Source organism: Klebsiella sp. GG_Kp146 (assembly GCF_040061975.1).
GTDB lineage: Bacteria > Pseudomonadota > Gammaproteobacteria > Enterobacterales > Enterobacteriaceae > Klebsiella > Klebsiella quasipneumoniae.
Genome location: NZ_JBEAHA010000039.1, coordinates 48,518 through 67,476, shown reverse-complemented (window position 1 = coordinate 67,476; position 18,959 = coordinate 48,518). Strand labels below are relative to the sequence as shown.

Below are 18,959 nucleotides of genomic sequence, written 5' to 3'. Positions count from 1 at the left end.
CGCCTTTCTTTATCGATAAAAAATAGAACTGTAATTCATATTCTAAATAAAAAGCAGTGACGGAGAGCGGAAGATGGTGATGCACAAGGTTTCAGCAACCCCGCGCGAGGCGGGGGCCGTACAGGCGATTTTACTGATGTTGGCGGCCCTGTTGCCGATCATGGGGACCTTGACCATGCTGCCGGTGATGCCGCTCCTGTTCGGCCATTTTGCCGCGCAGCCGCACGCCCAGCTGCTGGTGCCGATGATCATCACCATACCGGCGGTGAGCATGGCGCTGCTGGCTCCGCTGGCGGGGCGGGTGGGCGATCGCCTGAGCCGTCGTCGCCTGCTGATTGCCGCCACCGCTCTGTACGCGGGGTTTGGCCTGCTGCCGGTGATGCTCGACGATCTGTATGCCATTCTGCTGGCGCGGCTGGTGATGGGCATCGCCGACGCCTTTATTCTTACCACCGCCAATGCGCTGATTGGCGACTACTTTGCCGGCGAGGCGCGCAGCAAATGGCTGGCGGTGCAGAGCGGCATCGGTTCGATACTGTCGACGCTGATCGTGCTGGGCGCTGGCCTGCTGGGCACCCTGGGCTGGTATGGCCCGATCTACCTGTATGCGCTGGCGATCCCGGTCTTTATCGGCCTGTGCCTGTTCACCGCTGAGCCGGCGACCCGCCGTCGCGCGGACAGCGTCGCTGACGAGGAGCCTGTCGCTTTTCCACGGCGCAAAATGGCGACGATCGGTCTGATTACGCTCGCCAGCGCGATCCTCTACTTTCTCGAGCCGCTGCAGATAAGCCAGGTGTTCAGTCAGCTCGGGCTGACCTCCAGCAGCCAGATCGGCATCGCCACCGCCGTTGCGGGCATTGGCGTGCCGCTGGGCGCCTGGCTGTATGGCCGCAGCGCCAGGCAGCGTGTCGACAGGCAGTTTTTCCTTTTTTACGCCATTTTTGGCCTCGGTCTGCTGTTTATCGCCGTGGCCCGCAATCCGCTGGCCGGCGTGGCAGCAGCGTTCGTCGCGCAGGTTGGTAACGGAATGCTGATCCCTCTGATGCTGGCCTGGATGTTGGAAGCCCTGCCGGCGCCGCACCGGGCGACGGGGATCGGCATCTGGCACACCTTCTTTTTCCTCGGCATGTTCATCAGCCCGGTTCTGATGACCTTGCTGAACGGCATGACCGGCAGTATGCAGGACAGCCTGCTGCTGTTTGCGCTGCTGACGCTGGCTATCGCCGGCGCGACGGGTATCGCCAGCGCCCGGATGGGGGGCCGCCGCGCGCTGGCTCGTTAATTTCACCTGACGACATGATTACCACACGCCCGCCGGTCTCCCGGCGGGAAGGGGAGGCCATTATTTAGAAAAAGCGTACACCTTATTTAGCGTTAACTTTCAGCCTAATTAATCCCTGTAAATAAACGTATTGTGACTAATTTATTTTTCACGATATGGCGCATCTTACCTGCAAAAAATAAAAATGAGGGTTTATTATGAGTCTCTGCTGTACCGACGTAAGTAAGAAAATAGTGTTTCCACTTTCGGCGCTGACGCTGGCGATATTCTCCAGCACCGCGCTGGCCGATACCTGGACCTGTGAGCAACTGGATAAACTGAATACCCGCTCCGCGCAGGTCGTCAGCCCTCCGTCGACCTGCGAATCGCTCATCGGCGATATTGGCGGCTTTCGCAGCGCGCTGGCCGACCGCGGGTGGGGCGTCCAGTTAAGCTGGAACCCGATGGTGATGTACGATCTGAAAGGCCAGTCCGCTGACCCGCAACAATATGCCGGGCAGAATTTTACCTGGTCGCAAAATATGTCGCTGAACGTCACCTACGATTTAAGCCGAATTGGTTTTAGCAAAGACGCGCAATTTACTTTTTCTCCCCAGTGGGCGACCTCGAATTATCATGATAGCTATCCGGAACTGCATAATATTGCGGTGCTGGCGGTGAACCAGCCCTTATTAAACGGCCAGCTGGAACTGCAGTATGGTTTTTATCCGTTAATTCGTCAGTTTTACGGCATGGTGCTGGGGGGGAACTCCTCCTCCGCCGCGCTGGGGCCGACCAGCGTGATCCCGGTGCAGGTGGGGATCAGCCTCAACGCGCCGACGCCGACCTTCACCGCCATCGTCCGCGACAGCGATAAGAAGTTCTATAACAACTTTGCCGTCAGCCGCAGTATGTCGCCTGCCGGACATCTCGACGACGTGGAGCAGAACCCCTCGGGGCTGAAATGGCACGTCGATGGCGCCAACCCGATCCTGGTGAATGAGTTTGGCTTTAAGCAGGCGGCGGGCGAGTCGCAGCGATCGCTGTGGTTCCGCGCCGGGGCTATCTATAACACCTCGCACTACCAGTATTTTGACCAGCCCGGCGACAGCAGCAGTAACTATGCGTTCTACGTCGCCAACACCATGCAGCTGACCCAGCCGAAAAAAGGGCTTCCGCTGGGGCTGTATCTCGATGTGAAAGCGGACTACGCGCCGGACGATCGCAATGCTTACACCAGCGACTTCCAGGTGACCTTCTTTGACATCGGCCTGTTTCCCGGCCGCGAGCAGGATATGACCTCGCTGGGCTACACCCGCTCCTTTATCAGTAAGAAGTTCCGCGATTATGTCGGCGAGGCGGGGATGGAAGCGCCGCAGAGCATCAACGCCATCTCCCTGTCGCACGCCCTGCGTGTGACGAAAGGGATTTACTGGATCAACGGTATCACCTGGCAGGATAACCCGACGCTGGTGCCGAAGCATGAGTCGGCGGTCCTCTGGCAGTCCTCGATGTACTGGAACTTCTGACCACAGACCACCTGAGGATTTTAACCCCGCCCGCCGGTACGCTGCCGCCGGGCGGTTTTTTTTTCGCGAATCGGCTGGCGCAGGAATAAAAAAAGAGGGCCGGCGTGTTGCCGACCCTCTTTGACATCGATCCGGGCTTAGCCCCGGTGGCTGATTTTCCCGTCGGGAGTCAGCACGAAATCGAAGGTTGCCCGGATATCGTCGCTGGCGAAACCCACCGCCAGCTGCCAGGGGCCGCTGGCCAGGCGCCATTCCTGGGCTGGCACCTGCCAGCGCTGCAGCGCGTGACGCGGCAGGGCAAGGGTCAGGGCGGCTTCCTCGTGCGCCGGGACGCTGACCGCCGCAAACTCCGCCAGCGCCGACCAGGCCGTCTCCGGCCCCCGCAGGTAGAGCTGGACCACTGCTTTTCCAGCGCGGGCGGCGCGGTTTTCCAGCCGGCAGCGCAGTTGCAGAGCGTCCACCTCGTCGCCTGTCAGCGCGGCGGCGCTCAGGGTGATATCGGCATACCCCAGACCGTGACCAAAGGCCCAGGCGGCGGGGCGTTCGCGGGCGTTAAACCAGCGATAGCCCACCTGCTGGCGCTCGTGGTACCAGAGATCCCCTGCGGCGTCCGGCGTCAGGCTGCGCACCGGATAGTCGTCCAGACGCTGGGCGAAGGTCACCGGCAGGCGACCGCCAGGCTCACGATCCCCGGCCAGCACCGAGGCCAGCGCCGGGCCAAACTCCTGGCCCGGATACCAGACGACCATGACCGCCGCCGCGTCGGCGAGACACCCGGTATCCACCGGATGGGCGACGTTGAGCACCACCACCGTCCGCGGATTCGCCGCGCAGACGGCGCGGATCAGAGCGACCTGATGCGCCGGCAGCGCGGTAGCGTCCCGGTCGATACTCTCCAGACCGGCATCGGCCGTTTCGCCTATCACCAGCACCACGCTGTCGGCCGCCCGGGCATGGTCGACCGCCTGCTGCAGCAGGTCGATGGTTTGCGGGGGCTGGCAGCCGAACCAGATGCCGTGGGCGATACTGCTGCCCAGCGCCATCTCGGCCCGGAAGGTCAGGGTTTCCCCCGCCTGCAGCGGGAAGTCGAGACGGGTATGCGGGGCTTGCATCAGCTTGCCCATGATATCTCCATCCAGCGCCTCGCCGTTAAAGGTCGCCATGCGCTCGCCGTTCAGCTGCAGGGCGATCTCCCCGGTGCCGCCGATCCAGAAGCCGTAGCGGCCGCTCACCGGCGCGGTGAACTGGCAGCTTACCGTCACGGTGGCGCGTTCGGTCAGGCGCAGCATGTCGCCGACGCCCGGCATATCGCGGAACCAGATCAGCGAGGAGGCGTCGCGCACCTCCTGATGAACCACGCCCCCGTCGGCGGTGGCGTAGGCAACGTCCAGGCCGCGCTCGCCGGCGGCGGTGCGCAGCGGCAGATGATGCAGAGGCGGGATGCGGTAATCGCTCTCCACCCCCTGGGCATAGCTTACTTCGACCCCGGCGGCGGAAAAGCGCTGGCGAATGGCCTCCAGAGGAGAGATCAGCCCCGGCATCAGCGCCACTCTGGCAAAGGTCCCGCCCTGGAAGCAGGGCGTCGTGGCGTTGGGGCCAATCACCGCCAGCCGCTGTCCCGCCTGCGCGGCGAGGGGCAGCAGTCGCTGGCGATTGTGCAGCAGGACAAACCCCGCCGCCGCCGCCTCTTCGAGGGTGTGACGCCGCTGCGCCTCGGCGGCGGCAGAGCCATCCCAGGGCAGGGGATGGCTGACCCGTTCGGCCAGCCGCGCCAGCCGGACGGCGGCATCGTCCAGCCGCCGGGCGTCGCTGTCGGTGTCCATCAGCGCGGGCAGCAGGCGCTCGCCCATATGGCGGGCCGGGCCCGGCATCTCCAGATCCAGCCCGGCGCGGAAGCTGGCCGGGCCGTTCTGGGTGCCGAACCAGTCGGACATCACCAGCCCGTCCCAGCCGAGATCGCGCTTCAGCCACTGGCTGATGGCCTGATGCTGCTCGGCGCAATAGATCCCGTTTACCCGGTTATAGGCGGTCAGCATGCCCCAGACGCCGCGGCTGGCCGCCACTTCGAACGGCCAGAAATAGACTTCGCGCAGGGTGGCTTCATCGACGACCACGTTCATGGTCCGCCGATCGGTTTCCGAATCGTTGCAGACCATATGCTTGACGATGCAGCCCACCCCCTGGCGCTGGACGCCGTCGATCCACGCCGCGCCGAGCTCGGCGATATGCCGCGGGTCTTCGCCGAAAAGCTCAAACGCGCGGCCGGCAAGGGGGCTGCGCAACAGGTTCAGGTTAGGCGCCAGCAGCGCCTGCGTTCCGGTGCGCAGCGCCTCCTCGCCGATGACGCCGCCAACCCGGCTGACCAGCTGGCGGTCCCAGCTGGCGCCAAGCGCCAGCCCGCAGGGGCTGAGCAGGGCAATATCCCGCTCGTCAACCCGGCCGCCGGTGATCCCCATCGGGCCGTCGGACAGGGTGACTGAACCCAGCGTGGAGTGGGGGATAGGGTGGGTGGACCACATCCCCATCCCGGCGGTGAGCCGCGCTTTTTCGGCAACGCTAAGCGACAGACTGAGCGCAGGCATCGGCATGTCTCCGTAAGGGGGCAGCGGGGGCGAAGGCCAGCGCTTGTTCGGCTACGGTGGCCAGCGCGCGCTGGACCGCGTCGTCGGTGCAGCGGCCCTCGCTGTCGAACAGCGACACGCCGGCGGTGTTGAGGGTCACCCCCAGCGGAGTCGGCCAGCCGCGCAGGGCGTGAACGATCCCGCGCATGGCGCCGAGGGTGGTGTTGCAACCCTGCCAGCCGGCGGCGGTGACGATGCAGCCCACCGCCCGGCCATCAAGATAGACCCGGCTGTCGCCGCGCAAATCTTCCAGCAGGTCGATGGCGTTCTTCACCAGGCCAGACACCCCGCCGTGGTAGCCCGGCGAGGCCAGCAGAATGCCGTCGGCCTGGCGCACGGCGTCGACAAACGCCGTCTCCTGCGGCGTGCGGGTGGTGACTTCCGGGTTAAACGGCGGCAGGGCCGCCAGTTCAGCGCCGCCGAACAGCTGGGTCTGCGCGCCGAGCGTGCGGGCGTGGGCCAGCGCGGCGGCGAGGGCGCGCTCGGTGCTGGAGCCCGGGCGGGTGGTGCCGCCGATGCCGATCAGCAGCGGCGGGCGTGAGAAAGCAGGTTTATTCATAGCAGGATCTCCCGGTCGGATTAGCGAAAGCGCGGCAGGATCTGGTCCGCAAACAACGAGATCGACTGCTGGCTCAGGCGCAGGCGTTCCTCGGTCAGCGGGCCGTTGGTGAAGCCGAGCAGCACGTTGCCGATGCCCAGCTGCTGATGGCGTTCCAGCTCCTCGGCGACGGTCTCCGGGCTGCCGTACAGGCACCAGGTTTTGATCCACTCTTCGCTGAAACAGTCCGGATGGCGGTGCAGCGTCACGCCGCTGAACTCTTCCGCCCGCTTGTTGTACTCATATTCCCGGTCGATGGCCTGCTGGTACCAGCCCATGATCTGCAGCATCTCTTCGCGGGCCTGCTCGTCGGTGGGGGCAATATGGACGCACTGCCAGGTGTGGGTGGTCCACGAGAGGCAGTGGTTCACCACCTCGTCGCTATGGCCGGCGTTGAGCAGGGCATCGCGGTAGCGGGTGAAATAGTGGGTCAGCTGGCCAAACGGATCGTTGCTGGCCGGGATCGGCGGAGTAAACGCGGGAATAAAGGCCGGCCAGCCGTTATCGGCGGCGCGCTGCATGCTGGTTTCACGCAGCGCCACCGGCATAATGCGGTTGAACGGTTTTTGCCAGGGGGCAGGAACGATGCGCTGGACTACCGCGCCCTTATAGTGACCGGTTTCGAAAATGATCGGGTCGTCTTCAATATTTTTCTCCCACAGCCGCTGGACCAGATCGAGGTTCTCCTGCAGCAGGCTGGAGGCGTCCTTGTAGTTCACGCCAAAGCCGATCATCTCTTCCGGCGTGGTGCCGCTGCCGATGCCCACCAGCAGGCGGCCTTCGGTGAGTTGATCCAGCAGGTTAACGCGCTCGGCGAAGCGCACCGGGTGGTGCAGCGGGACGGTGGTCACCGACATGCCGAAGTGGATCTTTTTCAGCTGGCCGGCCAGGTAAGCGGCGAAGACAAACGGATCGCTGGACATCGGCGCATAGCCGGTGAAGTGATGGTCTGGCATAAAGACCGCATCGAAGCCGCGATCTTCGGCCTGGCGCGCATGATCGATCAGCGACTGCATGACAAAACGATCCTGCTCGGGGGCGGTGGAACGGCCGACGAGGAAAACAGAGAAACGCATAGCAACTCCTGGGTTGTGTGGTGGTTGTTATTATTAAATAGAACTAGAATTATGATTCTAGTTGTTTATCAAAGAATGAAAATGACCGCCATCACACTTTTGCCACATCGCCGACGGGGGAGTCGGGTGGGCAATTTGCAGCGTGGTCGCTAACTGCAATACACTGCGGGGGTTTTCTATGGATAAAGAGGTGAGAACTGCGATGACCGATCTTCCCGCGATGCGCCAGCCGAAACAGGACCGGAGCCGGGTGGCGCTGGAGCGGCTGATGGCCGCCAGCCGTGAAATCCTGCATGAAGGCACCTTTGAGCTGCTGACCATTGCTGAAATCAGTAAACGCTCGGGCGTTTCTGTCGGCTCGATCTATGCCCGCTTCGGCGGCAAAGAAGATCTGTTTATCGCCGTCATGATGGAGGTGATGCAGGAGCTGGACGCCGAATGGCAGCAGCTGATCCAGCAGCTGCACGCGCGCAATCTGCCGCTGCGCCAGCGGCTTCCGGCGCTGATGGATGTCCAGGCGGAGTATCTGCGTCGCCATGCCGGGATCCTGCGGCCGTTTATGGCGCGGGCGGATGATGAGCGCGTGGCGGGGATTGGTAAAGCCGCTTACCAGAAAAATGAGCAGACCTTTATCGACCAGCTGCTCGACGCCGCGGCGGAGATCCGCCACCCGGAGCCAGAGCAGGCCGCCCGCTTCTGCTTTACGGTTTCGTATGCCGCGCTGGCGCGCTTCCTCGGCCTGGGGTCAGCGGCAGAAGCCGCCGGCGAGGGCGACTGGGAACAGCTCAAACGCCATCTGGGCATGATGTGTCTGAGCTATCTGGTTACTCCCGTCGAGGCCGGCTAAGCCGCGGGATTTTACTTCGCTAACTGCCAGGCGCTGGCCTGCTTGTGCTGACGCAGGCGCTGGCTATGGCGGGAGAAGGTATAAAGAAATATCGCGGCGGCCAGCACCAGCGCTGCGATGCCGAGCGTCAGGAAGGCGCTCAGCACATCGTTCCCGGCCCGCAGGCGGATCGCGCCGACGATAATCGGGCTGACGAACATGCCCGCGAAGAAGGCCCCGGACCAGGCGCCCATCGCCCGGCCGCAGTAGGCGGGCGGAATCAACGATCCTACCCAGTAAATCATCGCATTAATCGCCATGCCGGCACCCAGCTGCTGGATGGCGGAGCCGATCCCCATGGCGATCAGCGTCCGCGATTCGCCCACCACCAGCATTCCGATCCCCATCAGGCAGAGCATGATGGCGAGCACGCGCTCCGGCGTATAGCGGCGGGAGACCAGACCGAACAGCAGCGAACCGACCGGCACGGCGAGGCTGACCAGCGACATAATCAGGCCGATACGCTGCGGGCTGGCGTTTTGCAGGGTATGAAAGGCGTTGGCGCCGTTGATGGTGTACACGTAATAAATGATGGCGCAGACAAAGGTGAGCACGCTGAGGGCGATCACTCGCGGCCACGGAAACGGATTATGCTGCGCCGCCTGGGCGGCGTGCTGCGTACGGGCCGCCTGAGCGGGTTCGAACATCCAGAAGTACATCGCCAGAAACAGCAGGATGGCGACAAAGTAGATCATAAAGGCGCCGTTCCAGCGCAGGGCGGTCAGATAGCCGGAGCTGGCCAGCACCAGCACCGCCAGCGCCGGGCCAATCACCCCCTGCACCGTCAGCCAGAAGCGGCGCTGTTTGTCGTCAAAGTAATCGATCAGCATGGTGTTGGCGATGGTCAATACCACCGCCTCCGCCAGCCCGACGCCGAGGCGGCTGCAAAAGATGCCGGTCAGGGAGGTGATGTACAGCGGCATTGTGCCGCAGATGCCATACAGCAGCGTGGCGCTGAGCAGCAGTTTGCGGCGGCCAAATTTATCCGCCAGCCAGCCGGTGCAGGGCCCGGCGATGGCGATCACCAGACCGGGCGCGGTGAGCATCAGCGGCACCAGGGTTTCGACATAAGGCACGCCGGCAAAGTGCTGGATCAGCGTCGGGACCGCCGGCGCCAGGGAAACGATCGCCAGGATGGGCAGAAAGGCGGTCAGGGCGATGATGATGCCCTGGATCGCGCCGGCTTGCGGCGCGTGGGGCGGATTCAGACTATGGCTCACGACGTTCTCCTTTTATCGCGCGGGTCGCCTGTCGTTGGCGGCGGCGCGGTTTTTTAGTATGCAGGTCAGGGATACAGGTGGCGGCGGGAATAGCCGCGGATTTAAGAGTAGGAGCAGGAACGGCGCGGAGAAAAATTGTGATTACGTATGTGATCCATCACAAACAAAAATACCATTGGTTTTATGTGGTTTTTGCGGCAATAAAAAGGCGACCGGTGTCGCCTTTCGCGGGGAGCGGGGCCGCTTGTGCCCCGGTGAGCCAGAGGCGCTACAGCAGCCGCGCCACGATATCGTCAGCGGCGAGGATCGCCAGCGCGACGCTGGTCAGCGTCGGGTTGCAGGCGGTTGAGGTGGGGATCGCGCCGTTGCCGCCGACGTACAGATTGTGAAAACCCCAGACCCGCGAGTGGCGGTCGGCCACGCTGTTGCCGTCGTTCGCTTCTCCCAGGCGACAGGTTCCCTGGTAATGCAGCGAGGTGCCCGCCGGCAGGATCATGGCCTCCCCGCCGGGCGCCACGCGGCCCAGCGCGGCGCCGACGCGTTCAGTCACTGCCACCGCCTGCTGTAAACGGCGGCGATCGCCGTCGGTTAACTGATAGTTCAGCTGCATTTTCGGCAGCCCTACGGCGTCGGTGTCATCACTGAAGACGATCCGATCCTCTTCGCGCAGCTCCTTGGCGAGGAACAGCCCCAGGCCCACCACCGGCTTCGCCGGGGTACCCGACGGCTGGGCAAAGGCGATCGGCGAAGTATCCATCTGCATCAGCTGACCGTGGAACGGAAAATCGGGCTCATGGAACGGCAGCCAGGTGACGCCGGAGACATTGTCCCGTCCGTCGCGCACCGGGGAGGTCGGCGCGACGGCGGCCGGCGGGGCGTCCACTTCAATCAGAGCGATCACCTGCGGCTGATCGTTGAGCCAGCGCCCCAGCGCCCGCGGACGGATGCCCGAGGCGTACAGCAGCTGCGGCGTACGCAGCGCATCGGCGGCGACCACTACCGCTTTGGCCGTCACCACATACTGTTCGCCGGTACGCAGATCGCGCAGCTCCGCCCCGCGGGCGACGCCGTCCTCGCTGAGGATCCGCGTGCACAGGGTGGCGGTGCGGATCTCCACCCCGCGCTGGCGGCGGGTCTCTTCCTCCGCCAGCTCGCCGAGCACCGCGTCGACGCCGGACCAGCGCGGCTTGCCCTCCGGCGTCGCGGCGCAGGCCAGCGGCATAGGCTGCGCCAACCGCGCCGGCGGACGGTCGCTGGCGAAGTGCTGATTAAGGGCATCGACGATTTGCCGGCCGATGGCGGTGGCCGGAAATCCTTCGCGGGTCACCTGAAGATAATGCTCCGCCGACTCCCAGGCGTCGGCCATCTCCCGGGGATCGAGAAAGGGAATGACTTCGCTGCCGCCCGGTCGCGGACAGGCGCAGGTCCAGTGGACGCCCATGCCGCCGAGGTTAGTGGAGAGCGCGGCGGCTGGCATGCCGCTGTGGGGCGCCGTCGGGTCGAGAAGATGGGTGCCGGGCCGCGCCTGCAGGGCGTCTGCCGGCAGGTTTTCCGGCAGGGCGGCCAGCGGAAACGCCCGGGCGCGGTCGTAGGCCGTTTCCCGCTGCGCTGGCGCCAGGTTGCGGATATTAACCCCGGTGGCGGGCGTCAGCGCTTCGCCGGCTTCCACCACCAGGATCCGCGCGGCGCGGCGGTCGGCAATCCGCCGCGCGAAAGCGGCGCCTACCGGGCCGCTGCCAATAATCAGTACATCGATGTTCTCATCCATATCAGTCCTTGCCTTTGTTGTTCTCCGAGCGCATGCCCGTTGCAGGTGTACAGAAAATAGGTACTACAGCTTTGTGCGTCCTGATAAATGGTTCCTCATGATAGCAGCCATTGCCGGACGCGATAGGTCATGGCTTCCCTGGCGGGGGAAGCACCGAGACGGGCAGCAGGCGGCTGAGGGCGGCAATCGCCAGCAGGATCAGGGCGCCAAGGGTCAGCAGGGTGATAAACGCCCCGCTCCAGGCGTCCGGCGCGGAGGCGCTTTGCGCCAGATAGAAGCCGCCAAGGGTCGCCATGCCGAGGGCGGCGCCAAACTGCTGGCCGGTGCGAAATAATCCCGACGCCGCGCCGGCGTGGGCCACCGGGATCGCCGCCATGGCAAAGGCCGGCAGCGGGGCGGAGATAAGCCCCATCCCACAGCCGCACAGGCCGAACCCGAGACCCAGCGCGGTCAGCGGCAGCGTCCCCGGCGCCGCGGCGATCCCGTAGCCCATCAGCAGCAGGCCGCTCATCTGCACGGCCACCCCGACCAGCGTCACGTTACGCCCAAGACGAGGCGATAGCCGGCGGCCGGCGACGGCGATGGAAAACATCGCCCCGAGGGCGAAGGGGATGTGCAGCAGGGCGGTATGGAACGGGCTGAAGCCCAGCCCGCTCTGCAGCACCAGCGCGGTGGCCAGCAGCAGCGAGGCGGTGGTCAGTTGATAGAGGAGGGTGATGACGATCCCGGCGCGAAAGAAGCGGTCGCGCAGCACCGCGGGGGGTAACAACAGAGTGCCGCCCCGGCGTTCACGGCCCAGCAGATGACGCCAGAGGAGGGCCACCGTGATGAGCGACAGCAGCGGCGGCAGCGCCATCCATAGCGGCCAGCGCAGGGCGGGGCCTTCGATCAGAGTGAGCAGCAGCGCGCCGCCGCCCACCACTGCCAGCAGGGTACCCAGCGGATCGATACCTTTGGCCGCCGGGCTGCGCACCGCCGGCAGCGCCCGCCAGGCCAGTATCACGGCGACGACGATCACTGGCACGTTGATCAAAAAGATCGGCCGCCAGCTGAGGCCGAAAATATTGCTTTCGATGATGATCCCGCCGAGCACCGGGCCGAGGATCCCGGCGGCGCCGCCGAGCAGGCCGAAAATACTCATCACCCGGAAACGTTCGTGCGGGCGATACAGAACCTGCATCAGGGAGAGGATTTGCGGGCCCATCATCGCCCCGCTGGCCCCCTGCGCAATACGCATCGCCACCAGCATCTCCGGGCTGGCGGCCAGTCCGCAGCCGGCCGACGCAGCGCCAAACGCCAGCAGTCCGCTGATAAACAGCCGCCGGTAGCCATACAGATCGCCGAGCCGACCGCCGGTGAGCAGCAGAATGGAGAAAAAGAACAGGTAGCCGGTGACCACCCATTCAATTTGCCGCGGGCTGGCGAGCAGATCCCGCTGTACCACCGGGATGGCGACATTAATGATCGAGACGTCGATGATCTCCAGCACCAGCGCTATCGAAACCACCAGCGTGGCCAGCGTGCGCTGCCGCTCGCTGGTATAGGGAGGCGCCTGAACCGCGGCCGCCGAAGCGTTATTGAGCATGATGTACCTTCAGATTTGGTTAAAAACTTGTTAAATAATATTGACAATTTATAGCAACCAGAGATTAGAATTAGAGCACTCATTCTGGTTATGCCGCGTCAGATCCTGTTGTTGACCGCGAAGCCAGAAGGGAAGGCGTCACACTGCCGCTCCGAAACAGAATAAGAATTCTTATTCTAATTTTGTTTGTTTTGATCTGGCAAGTAGAGAAGGGGGTCGGATGTATTTGTCCGCATGTATTGAATGGCTGTTTCGTGAAGAGTATCCCGATTTCAGCGATCGGGTCCGGGCGGCGAAAGCGCAGGGATTCAGCCACGTTGAGTTTCATCTCTGGCGTGATAAACCGCTGACGGCGCTGGCGCAGGCGCTGGAGGAGACCGGCGTGAGGCTGTCGAGCTTCGTGGTGGAGCCCCGGCGCAGCCTGGTGGATCCGGCGGAGCATGAGCAGTTTCTGGCGGCAGTGAGCGACAGCCTGGCGGCCTCGCGCCAGCTGGGGTCGCCGCCGCTGGTGGTGGCCTCCGGCTTCAGCCGCGAAGGGGTGGCGATCGCCGAACAGCAGGCGCAGGCGATCCACATCCTGCGCCAGGCGGCGACGCTGGCGGAAGCCGCCGGGGTCACTCTGCTGCTGGAGCCGCTCAACACCCGCATCGATCATCCGGGGATGTTCTTAAACGACACCCGGCTGGCGCTGGACATTATCGAGGCGGTCGACAGCCCGCGGCTGCAGCTGCTGTTTGACGTCTATCACTCGCTGGTGATGGAAGAGGAGATGGAGGAGGTGCTCGGCGGCAGAATGCACCGGGTGGGACACGTGCAGATAGCGCAGGCGCCGGAACGTAACGAACCGGATCCGCGCAGCGGCGAGTGGCCAGAAGTGATCGCCCGGCTGCAACGCCTGGGCTACAACGGGGCCATTGGCCTGGAGTATAAACCGTCGCTGCCCGCAGCGGCCTCGGTGGCCCGCGCCCGCGAAGCGACCGGCTTATCCTGTTAACCAACTTACCTGGTACTTTTATGACTCAGAAAATAAAACGCGGCGTCAGTCTGTACAGCTTTCAGAATGAGACCTATCTCGGCAAGATGTCCCTCGATCAGGCGATCGGTCACTGCGCGGCGTTCGGCGCCCGCGGCATTGAAGTCGTCGGCGAACAGACCTTCGCCGGCTGGCCGGAGTGCGGCATGCCGGAGGCGGCGATCGCCGACTGGCACCGTCTGATGCAGCGCCATGACACGGTGCCGGTGTGCCATGACTTTATGCTCGACTATAAACGCTATAAAGACCGGCCGATGCCGTTTGACGAGCAGGTGCGCAGCGTGCAAAACGACATCGATTTTGCCGCCCGGCTGGGCATGCGCTTTATCCGCTCTCTGGTTTCCGTGGCGCCGGAGGTGCTGGTGGCGGCGGCGCCTTATGCGGAAGACAAAGGGATCACCATTCTGCTGGAGGTGCACGCCCCGCTGCATTTCGACCATCCGTGGATTATTCGCCATGCCGAAGCCTATGAAAAAGCCAACACCCGGGCGCTGGGCTTCCTGCCGGATATGGGGATGTTTTTAGCCCGCTTCCCGCGGGTGTGGAAAGAGCGCTTTATTCGTAACGGTTGCCCGCAGGCGGCGGCGGATTTTATCGAGAAAGCCTATGAGGAGCGGACGCTCAGCGAATACGTGATCCTGGATGTGATGCAAAAATGGGGGCCGGGCCCGCAGCTGGCGATGGCGGAAACGCTGCGCCACAACGCGGCGTTCGAGCCGAAGCGGATGCTCGATTTTATGCCGCGGATCCACAACATTCATGCCAAATTCTACGAAATGACCGACGAGATAAGCGAATGGTCAATTCCCTACGATGAGATCTTCCGCGTGCTGCAGAAGGGCGGCTATGAGGGGTATGTGTGCTCCGAGTATGAAGGCAACCGCTGGGTGGAAGATGCGCAGGAGGTGGACAGCCTGGAGCAGGTCCGCCGCCAGCAGCTGATGTTCTGTCGCCTGTTAGATGAAACCCCACCCCCGGCGCTGCTGGGTCAGTAAGGAGCATTATCATGTTTGATCAGCATATTATCTGCCGCGAAGGTTTCGGCAACGTCACCCGCGACGGGGAAATTATCGGCGTGCGCTTTTTGGCCCGTCTGCCTTACTACCGCGGTCTGGGTTTATCGATGGTGGAAGATATCGCCGTGACCCTCAACGGCGAAGCCATCCCGCGGCAGGCGATCCGCCTGGCGCTGCGCGGCCGGGAGTGGACGCTCGACGAGCTGGAGAGCGTCTACGACGACCGGTGGAACTTCGGTGAAAAGGCGACCATCACGGTGCTCAAACCCGGCGGCCTGCCGGCCGGCTGGCATCGCCTGAAGGTGGCCGAGAGGCTGCGGATCTCCTATCTGCCGTTTGTGCCGGTGACCACCTTTGAAACCGAGCTGGAGTTAACGGCGTAACCTCCCGCAGGATCCGCTGCCGTTATGGCAGCGGATTTCTATACCACGGGGCAGCCACCGGGCAGCGCTGAGGAGATTGCCGTCCAGTCAAACCGCTTCGGAAGAGCGCGGTTTCCCAGCCCGCCTGTGCAGACGAAATAGGAAAATTTACTTCGCAGGCTAACCGCAGATTGCTTCAAAAAAATTCCCGTATTTGTTATATTGTTGTTCATTGATTACTCACCTCTGCGGTGCCAAAAAGAACAAGATTCACCGCAACCCAGGACAATACCATGTTAGATTACCGCTTCCCGACAGCTTTGCAGATGGTTCTCAGCGTAGCAATGGCGGAGCAGATGGGTGAACGTTCGACGAGTGCGATTCTGGCCTACGGCCTGGAAGCCAACCCGAGCTTTATCCGCAAATTAATGGTTCCGCTCACCCGTGACGGCATCATTGTCTCCACGCTTGGCCGCAACGGCTCTATTCATCTTGGCCGCCCGGCGGACAAAATCACTCTGCGTGATATCTATCTTTCCGTTATCGAAGATAAAAAACTGTGGGCGTCGCGCCCTGACGTCCCGGCCCGCTGCGTGGTCAGCGCCAACGCCTGCTGGTACTTCAAATCGGTCGCTGACGAAGCGGAGCAGGCTTCGCTAAACGTCCTCGCTCGCCATACCGTGGCCAGCGCGCTGGAGGCGCTTAAAAACGCCGATACCAGCGGCTGCGACCCGGTACCGGAAATGATCGCCCGCTTTAAAAAAGCGCATTAATCCTGGTCCTGACGAAAAAAAACCGCCTTCAGCTGAAGGCGGTTTTTTGTTATTTGCCGCAGGCTAGGCGGGCAGATCCTCCTCGACCGGCTTACTGCGGGTCACCAGTTTCCGTAGCGTCACGTAAAACACCGGTGTCAGGAACAGACCGAACAGCGTCACCCCCAGCATCCCGGAGAACACCGTGATCCCGGTGACGCCGCGAACTTCCGCGCCTGCGCCGTGGCCGAGGATCAGCGGAATGGTCCCGGCGATAAAGGCGATGGAGGTCATCACAATCGGGCGCAGACGCAGGCGGCACGCCTCCAGCGCGGCCTCCATGATGCCTTTGCCCTGAATCTCCAGCTCACGGGCAAACTCGACGATCAGAATGGCGTTTTTACAGGCCAGGCCCATCAGGACCACCAGCCCCACCTGCACGAAGACGTTGTTATCGCCCCCGGTCAACCAGACGCCAAACAGCGCGGAGAGCATCGTCATCGGCACGATAAGGATCACCGCCAGCGGCAGGGTCCAGCTTTCATACAGCGCCGCCAGCACGAGGAACGCCAGCAGCACCGCCACCGGGAAGACGATCAGCGCCGTGTTGCCCTGGGTGGCCTGCTGGAAGCTCAGATCCGTCCACTCAATATTCATCCCATTCGGCAGCACCTGTTTAGACATGGCGTCCAGCAGCGTCATCGCCTGCGAGGAGGAGAGGACGCGCGGATCGGCATCGCCAATCAGGTCCGCCGCCGGATAACCGTTGTAGCGGATCACCGGATCCGGCCCGTAGGTGGTACTGATATTCACCATACTGCCGATCGGCACCATTTCGCCCTGATTATTGCGGGTGCGCAGATTGGCGATATCTTCCACGCTCTCGCGGTACGGCCCGTCAGCCTGGGCCATCACGCGCCAGGTACGCCCGAACTGGTTAAAGTCATTGACATAAGACGAGCCGAGATAGGTCTGCAGCGTGCCGAACAGATCGGTCAGCGATACCCCCTGCGCTTTCGCCTTATCGCGATCGACCTGGACATCCAGCTGCGGCACGTTAGCCTGGTAGGTCGAGATCGGGAAGTGCATCCCCGGCGTCTGCATAATCGTCCCGGACATGGCATTCACCGCGCTTTGCAGCGCGCCATAGCCCAGCCCACCGCGATCCTGGATGTAAAGGGAGTAGCCGGAGCCCTGACCCAATCCTAAAATCGGCGGCGGCAGGATGGAGAAGCCAAATCCCTGCTGGATTTGCGCAATTTTGGCGTTGATCTCCGCGTTAATTTCCGCCGCCGAGTGTTTGCGCTGGTCGAACGGTTTCAGGCCAAAAAAGACCGTCCCGGTATTCGGCGTGTTGGTGAACTGCAGCGCGTTAAGACCGGGGAAGGCGACCGCATAATCGACCCCTTCGGTATTCATCCCGATCTCGCTCATTTTGCGGATCACTGCATCGGTGCGCGCCAGCGACGAACCTTCCGGCATCTTCACGCCGCCAATCAGGTACAGTTTGTCCTGGGTGGGAATAAACCCGCCGGGGACGACTTTAAACATCACCCCTGCGGCGCAGAGCAGCAGCAGGTACACCACAAACACCGCGCCACGGCGGCCGAGGGTTTTACTCACCAGCCCCTGATAGCCGTTCGAACTGCGCAGGAAAAAGCGGTTAAACGGACGGAAAATCCAGCCGAACAGACGATCGATCAGCCGGGTAGGGAGGTCTTTTTTCGCGCCGTGCGGCTTTAACAGCAGGGCCGCCAGCGCCGGGGAGAGCGTCAGCGAGTTGATGGCCGAGATCACCGTGGAGATGGCGATGGTCACCGCAAACTGCTTGTAGAACTGACCGGTCACGCCCGAGAGAAACGCCATCGGCACGAACACCGCGCACAGCACCAGCGCAATAGCGATAATCGGCCCGGAGACCTCTCGCATCGCCTGATGCGCCGCGGCAAGCGGCGCAAGCCCCTCTTCGATATTGCGCTCGACGTTTTCCACCACCACGATGGCGTCATCCACCACGATACCAATCGCCAGTACCAGCCCGAACAGGCTCAGGGTATTCAGCGAGAAGCCCAGCAGATAGAGAATGCTGAAGGTACCGACCACCGATACCGGCACCGCGATCAGCGGGATAATCGACGCGCGCCAGGTCTGCAGGAACAGGATCACCACCAGCACCACCAGCACCACCGCCTCCAGCAGCGTCTGCACCACCGCGCGGATGGAGTCGCGCACGAACACCGTTGGGTCGTACGGCGCCGCCCATTTCATATCTTCCGGGAAGCGGGTGGCCAGCTCGGCCATTTTGGCGCGCACGGCGTTCGACAAATCGATGGCGTTAGCCCCCGGGGACTGGAAGATACCGATCCCGACCGCGTCCTTGTTGTTGAGCTGGGAGCGCAGCGCATAGCTACCGGAACCCATCTCGATGCGCGCCACGTCGCGCAGGCGGACCAGCGAGCCGTCCTGCGCTGTTTTCAGAATGATATTGCCAAACTCTTCTTCGGTATGCAGACGGCCCTGGGCGTTAATGGAGATCAGGAAGTCGCTCTCCTGCGGCAGCGGCTCGGCGCCAAGCTGCCCGGCGGAGACCTGGACGTTTTGCTCCTGCATCGCCGTGACCACGTCCGAGGCGGTCAGCCCGCGCGCCGCCACCTTATTGGGATCCAACCAGACGCGCATCGCATATTCGCCGGAACCAAATATCTGGATCTGGCCGACGCCGGGCAGGCGCGCCAGCTCATCCTTCACCTTCAGCGTGGCGTAGTTGCGCATATACAGCGAGTCGTACTTACCGTTTGGCGAAAACAGATGCACCACCAGGGTCAGCGTCGGGGACTGTTTCTGGGTGGTGATCCCCAGACGGCGCACATCCTCCGGCAGACGCGCCTCCGCCTGCGCGACCCGGTTCTGCACCTGAACCTGCGCCTGATCCGGGTCGGTACCCGGGCGGAAGGTCACGGTGGTCACCAGCACGCCGTCGGAGCCGGCGACCGATTTCATGTACATCATGTTTTCAACGCCGTTGATCGCTTCCTCCAGCGGCGTCGCCACGGTCTCGGCAATCACTTTCGGGTTGGCGCCGGGATACTCCGCGCGCACCTGCACGCTGGGGGGCACGACGTCAGGATATTCGCTCACCGGCAGCAGCGGGATGGCGATTAACCCGGTGATAAAAATTAAAATCGACAGCACCGCGGCGAAAATTGGCCTGTCGATAAAAAAGCGGGAAAAGTCCATGTATTGGATTCTCTG

At 62.9% G+C, this 18,959-nt stretch carries 14 protein-coding genes; 7 read left to right on the top strand and 7 right to left on the bottom strand.

Features of this window, described 5'->3' with window-relative positions:
• The first annotated feature begins 79 nt into the window (after positions 1 to 79).
• Together ABLU95_RS22590 and ABLU95_RS22585 are read left to right on the top strand one after the other, a co-directional pair.
• Positions 80 to 1,282, top strand: coding sequence for an MFS transporter (locus tag ABLU95_RS22590; protein ID WP_264980679.1), 1,203 nt, complete (start codon positions 80 to 82; stop codon positions 1,280 to 1,282).
• 197 nt (positions 1,283 to 1,479) lie between these two features.
• Positions 1,480 to 2,790 carry a carbohydrate porin gene (locus ABLU95_RS22585; protein WP_043521376.1) on the top strand — a complete coding sequence of 437 codons (1,311 nt, stop codon included), beginning with the start codon at positions 1,480 to 1,482 and terminating at the stop codon, positions 2,788 to 2,790.
• Positions 2,791 to 2,927: 137 nt separating this feature from the next.
• Here ABLU95_RS22585 and ABLU95_RS22580 read toward each other — a convergent pair whose 3' ends face one another.
• The 3 genes from ABLU95_RS22580 to ABLU95_RS22570 are packed head-to-tail and all read right to left on the bottom strand — an operon-like array spanning position 2,928 to position 7,085.
• Complete coding sequence (locus ABLU95_RS22580) at positions 2,928 to 5,372, bottom strand: glycoside hydrolase family 3 protein (protein ID WP_264980680.1); 2,445 nt, start codon at positions 5,370 to 5,372, stop codon at positions 2,928 to 2,930.
• The gene (locus tag ABLU95_RS22575; protein ID WP_048298064.1) at positions 5,347 to 5,970 is read right to left on the bottom strand and encodes an NADPH-dependent FMN reductase; all 624 of its coding nucleotides are present in this window, start codon (positions 5,968 to 5,970) and stop codon (positions 5,347 to 5,349) included. The genes ABLU95_RS22580 and ABLU95_RS22575 overlap by 26 nt, the downstream gene beginning before the upstream one ends.
• Before the next feature lie 20 nt (positions 5,971 to 5,990).
• A complete protein-coding gene (locus ABLU95_RS22570; protein WP_014907086.1) occupies positions 5,991 to 7,085 on the bottom strand; it encodes an LLM class flavin-dependent oxidoreductase in 1,095 nt (364 codons plus the stop codon).
• A gap of 202 nt (positions 7,086 to 7,287) precedes the next feature.
• Between ABLU95_RS22570 and ABLU95_RS22565 the strand changes: the two genes are divergently transcribed.
• Positions 7,288 to 7,932 (top strand): TetR/AcrR family transcriptional regulator, encoded by a 645-nt coding sequence (locus ABLU95_RS22565; RefSeq protein WP_012967405.1) that lies wholly within the window; start codon positions 7,288 to 7,290, stop codon positions 7,930 to 7,932.
• Positions 7,933 to 7,943: 11 nt separating this feature from the next.
• Here ABLU95_RS22565 and ABLU95_RS22560 read toward each other — a convergent pair whose 3' ends face one another.
• The 3 genes from ABLU95_RS22560 to ABLU95_RS22550 all read right to left on the bottom strand — a co-directional run bounded on the left by ABLU95_RS22560 (position 7,944) and on the right by ABLU95_RS22550 (position 12,544).
• Complete coding sequence (locus tag ABLU95_RS22560) at positions 7,944 to 9,191, bottom strand: MFS transporter (RefSeq protein ID WP_348880414.1); 1,248 nt, start codon at positions 9,189 to 9,191, stop codon at positions 7,944 to 7,946.
• A 268-nt stretch (positions 9,192 to 9,459) separates the two neighbouring features.
• Positions 9,460 to 10,959, bottom strand: a complete 1,500-nt coding sequence (locus ABLU95_RS22555) for a GMC oxidoreductase (RefSeq protein WP_087775177.1) — start codon at positions 10,957 to 10,959, stop codon at positions 9,460 to 9,462.
• 127 nt (positions 10,960 to 11,086) lie between these two features.
• The gene (locus ABLU95_RS22550; RefSeq protein ID WP_087775174.1) at positions 11,087 to 12,544 is read right to left on the bottom strand and encodes an MFS transporter; all 1,458 of its coding nucleotides are present in this window, start codon (positions 12,542 to 12,544) and stop codon (positions 11,087 to 11,089) included.
• Positions 12,545 to 12,764: 220 nt separating this feature from the next.
• Between ABLU95_RS22550 and ABLU95_RS22545 the strand changes: the two genes are divergently transcribed.
• The 4 genes from ABLU95_RS22545 (at position 12,765) to ABLU95_RS22530 (ending at position 15,728) form a co-directional block, all read left to right on the top strand.
• Positions 12,765 to 13,538 (top strand): TIM barrel protein, encoded by a 774-nt coding sequence (locus tag ABLU95_RS22545; RefSeq protein ID WP_049013850.1) that lies wholly within the window; start codon positions 12,765 to 12,767, stop codon positions 13,536 to 13,538.
• Positions 13,539 to 13,558: 20 nt separating this feature from the next.
• Positions 13,559 to 14,572, top strand: a complete 1,014-nt coding sequence (locus tag ABLU95_RS22540) for a TIM barrel protein (protein WP_023290705.1) — start codon at positions 13,559 to 13,561, stop codon at positions 14,570 to 14,572.
• An 11-nt stretch (positions 14,573 to 14,583) separates the two neighbouring features.
• Positions 14,584 to 14,976, top strand: a complete 393-nt coding sequence (locus ABLU95_RS22535; RefSeq protein WP_050533619.1) for a DUF6379 domain-containing protein — start codon at positions 14,584 to 14,586, stop codon at positions 14,974 to 14,976.
• A gap of 272 nt (positions 14,977 to 15,248) precedes the next feature.
• The gene (locus tag ABLU95_RS22530) at positions 15,249 to 15,728 is read left to right on the top strand and encodes an Rrf2 family transcriptional regulator (protein ID WP_023290703.1); all 480 of its coding nucleotides are present in this window, start codon (positions 15,249 to 15,251) and stop codon (positions 15,726 to 15,728) included.
• A gap of 63 nt (positions 15,729 to 15,791) precedes the next feature.
• Here the strand turns inward: ABLU95_RS22530 and oqxB are convergent, their stop codons facing one another.
• Positions 15,792 to 18,944, bottom strand: coding sequence for a multidrug efflux RND transporter permease subunit OqxB (gene oqxB, locus ABLU95_RS22525; protein WP_044524417.1), 3,153 nt, complete (start codon positions 18,942 to 18,944; stop codon positions 15,792 to 15,794).
• Positions 18,945 to 18,959: the final 15 nt, after the last annotated feature.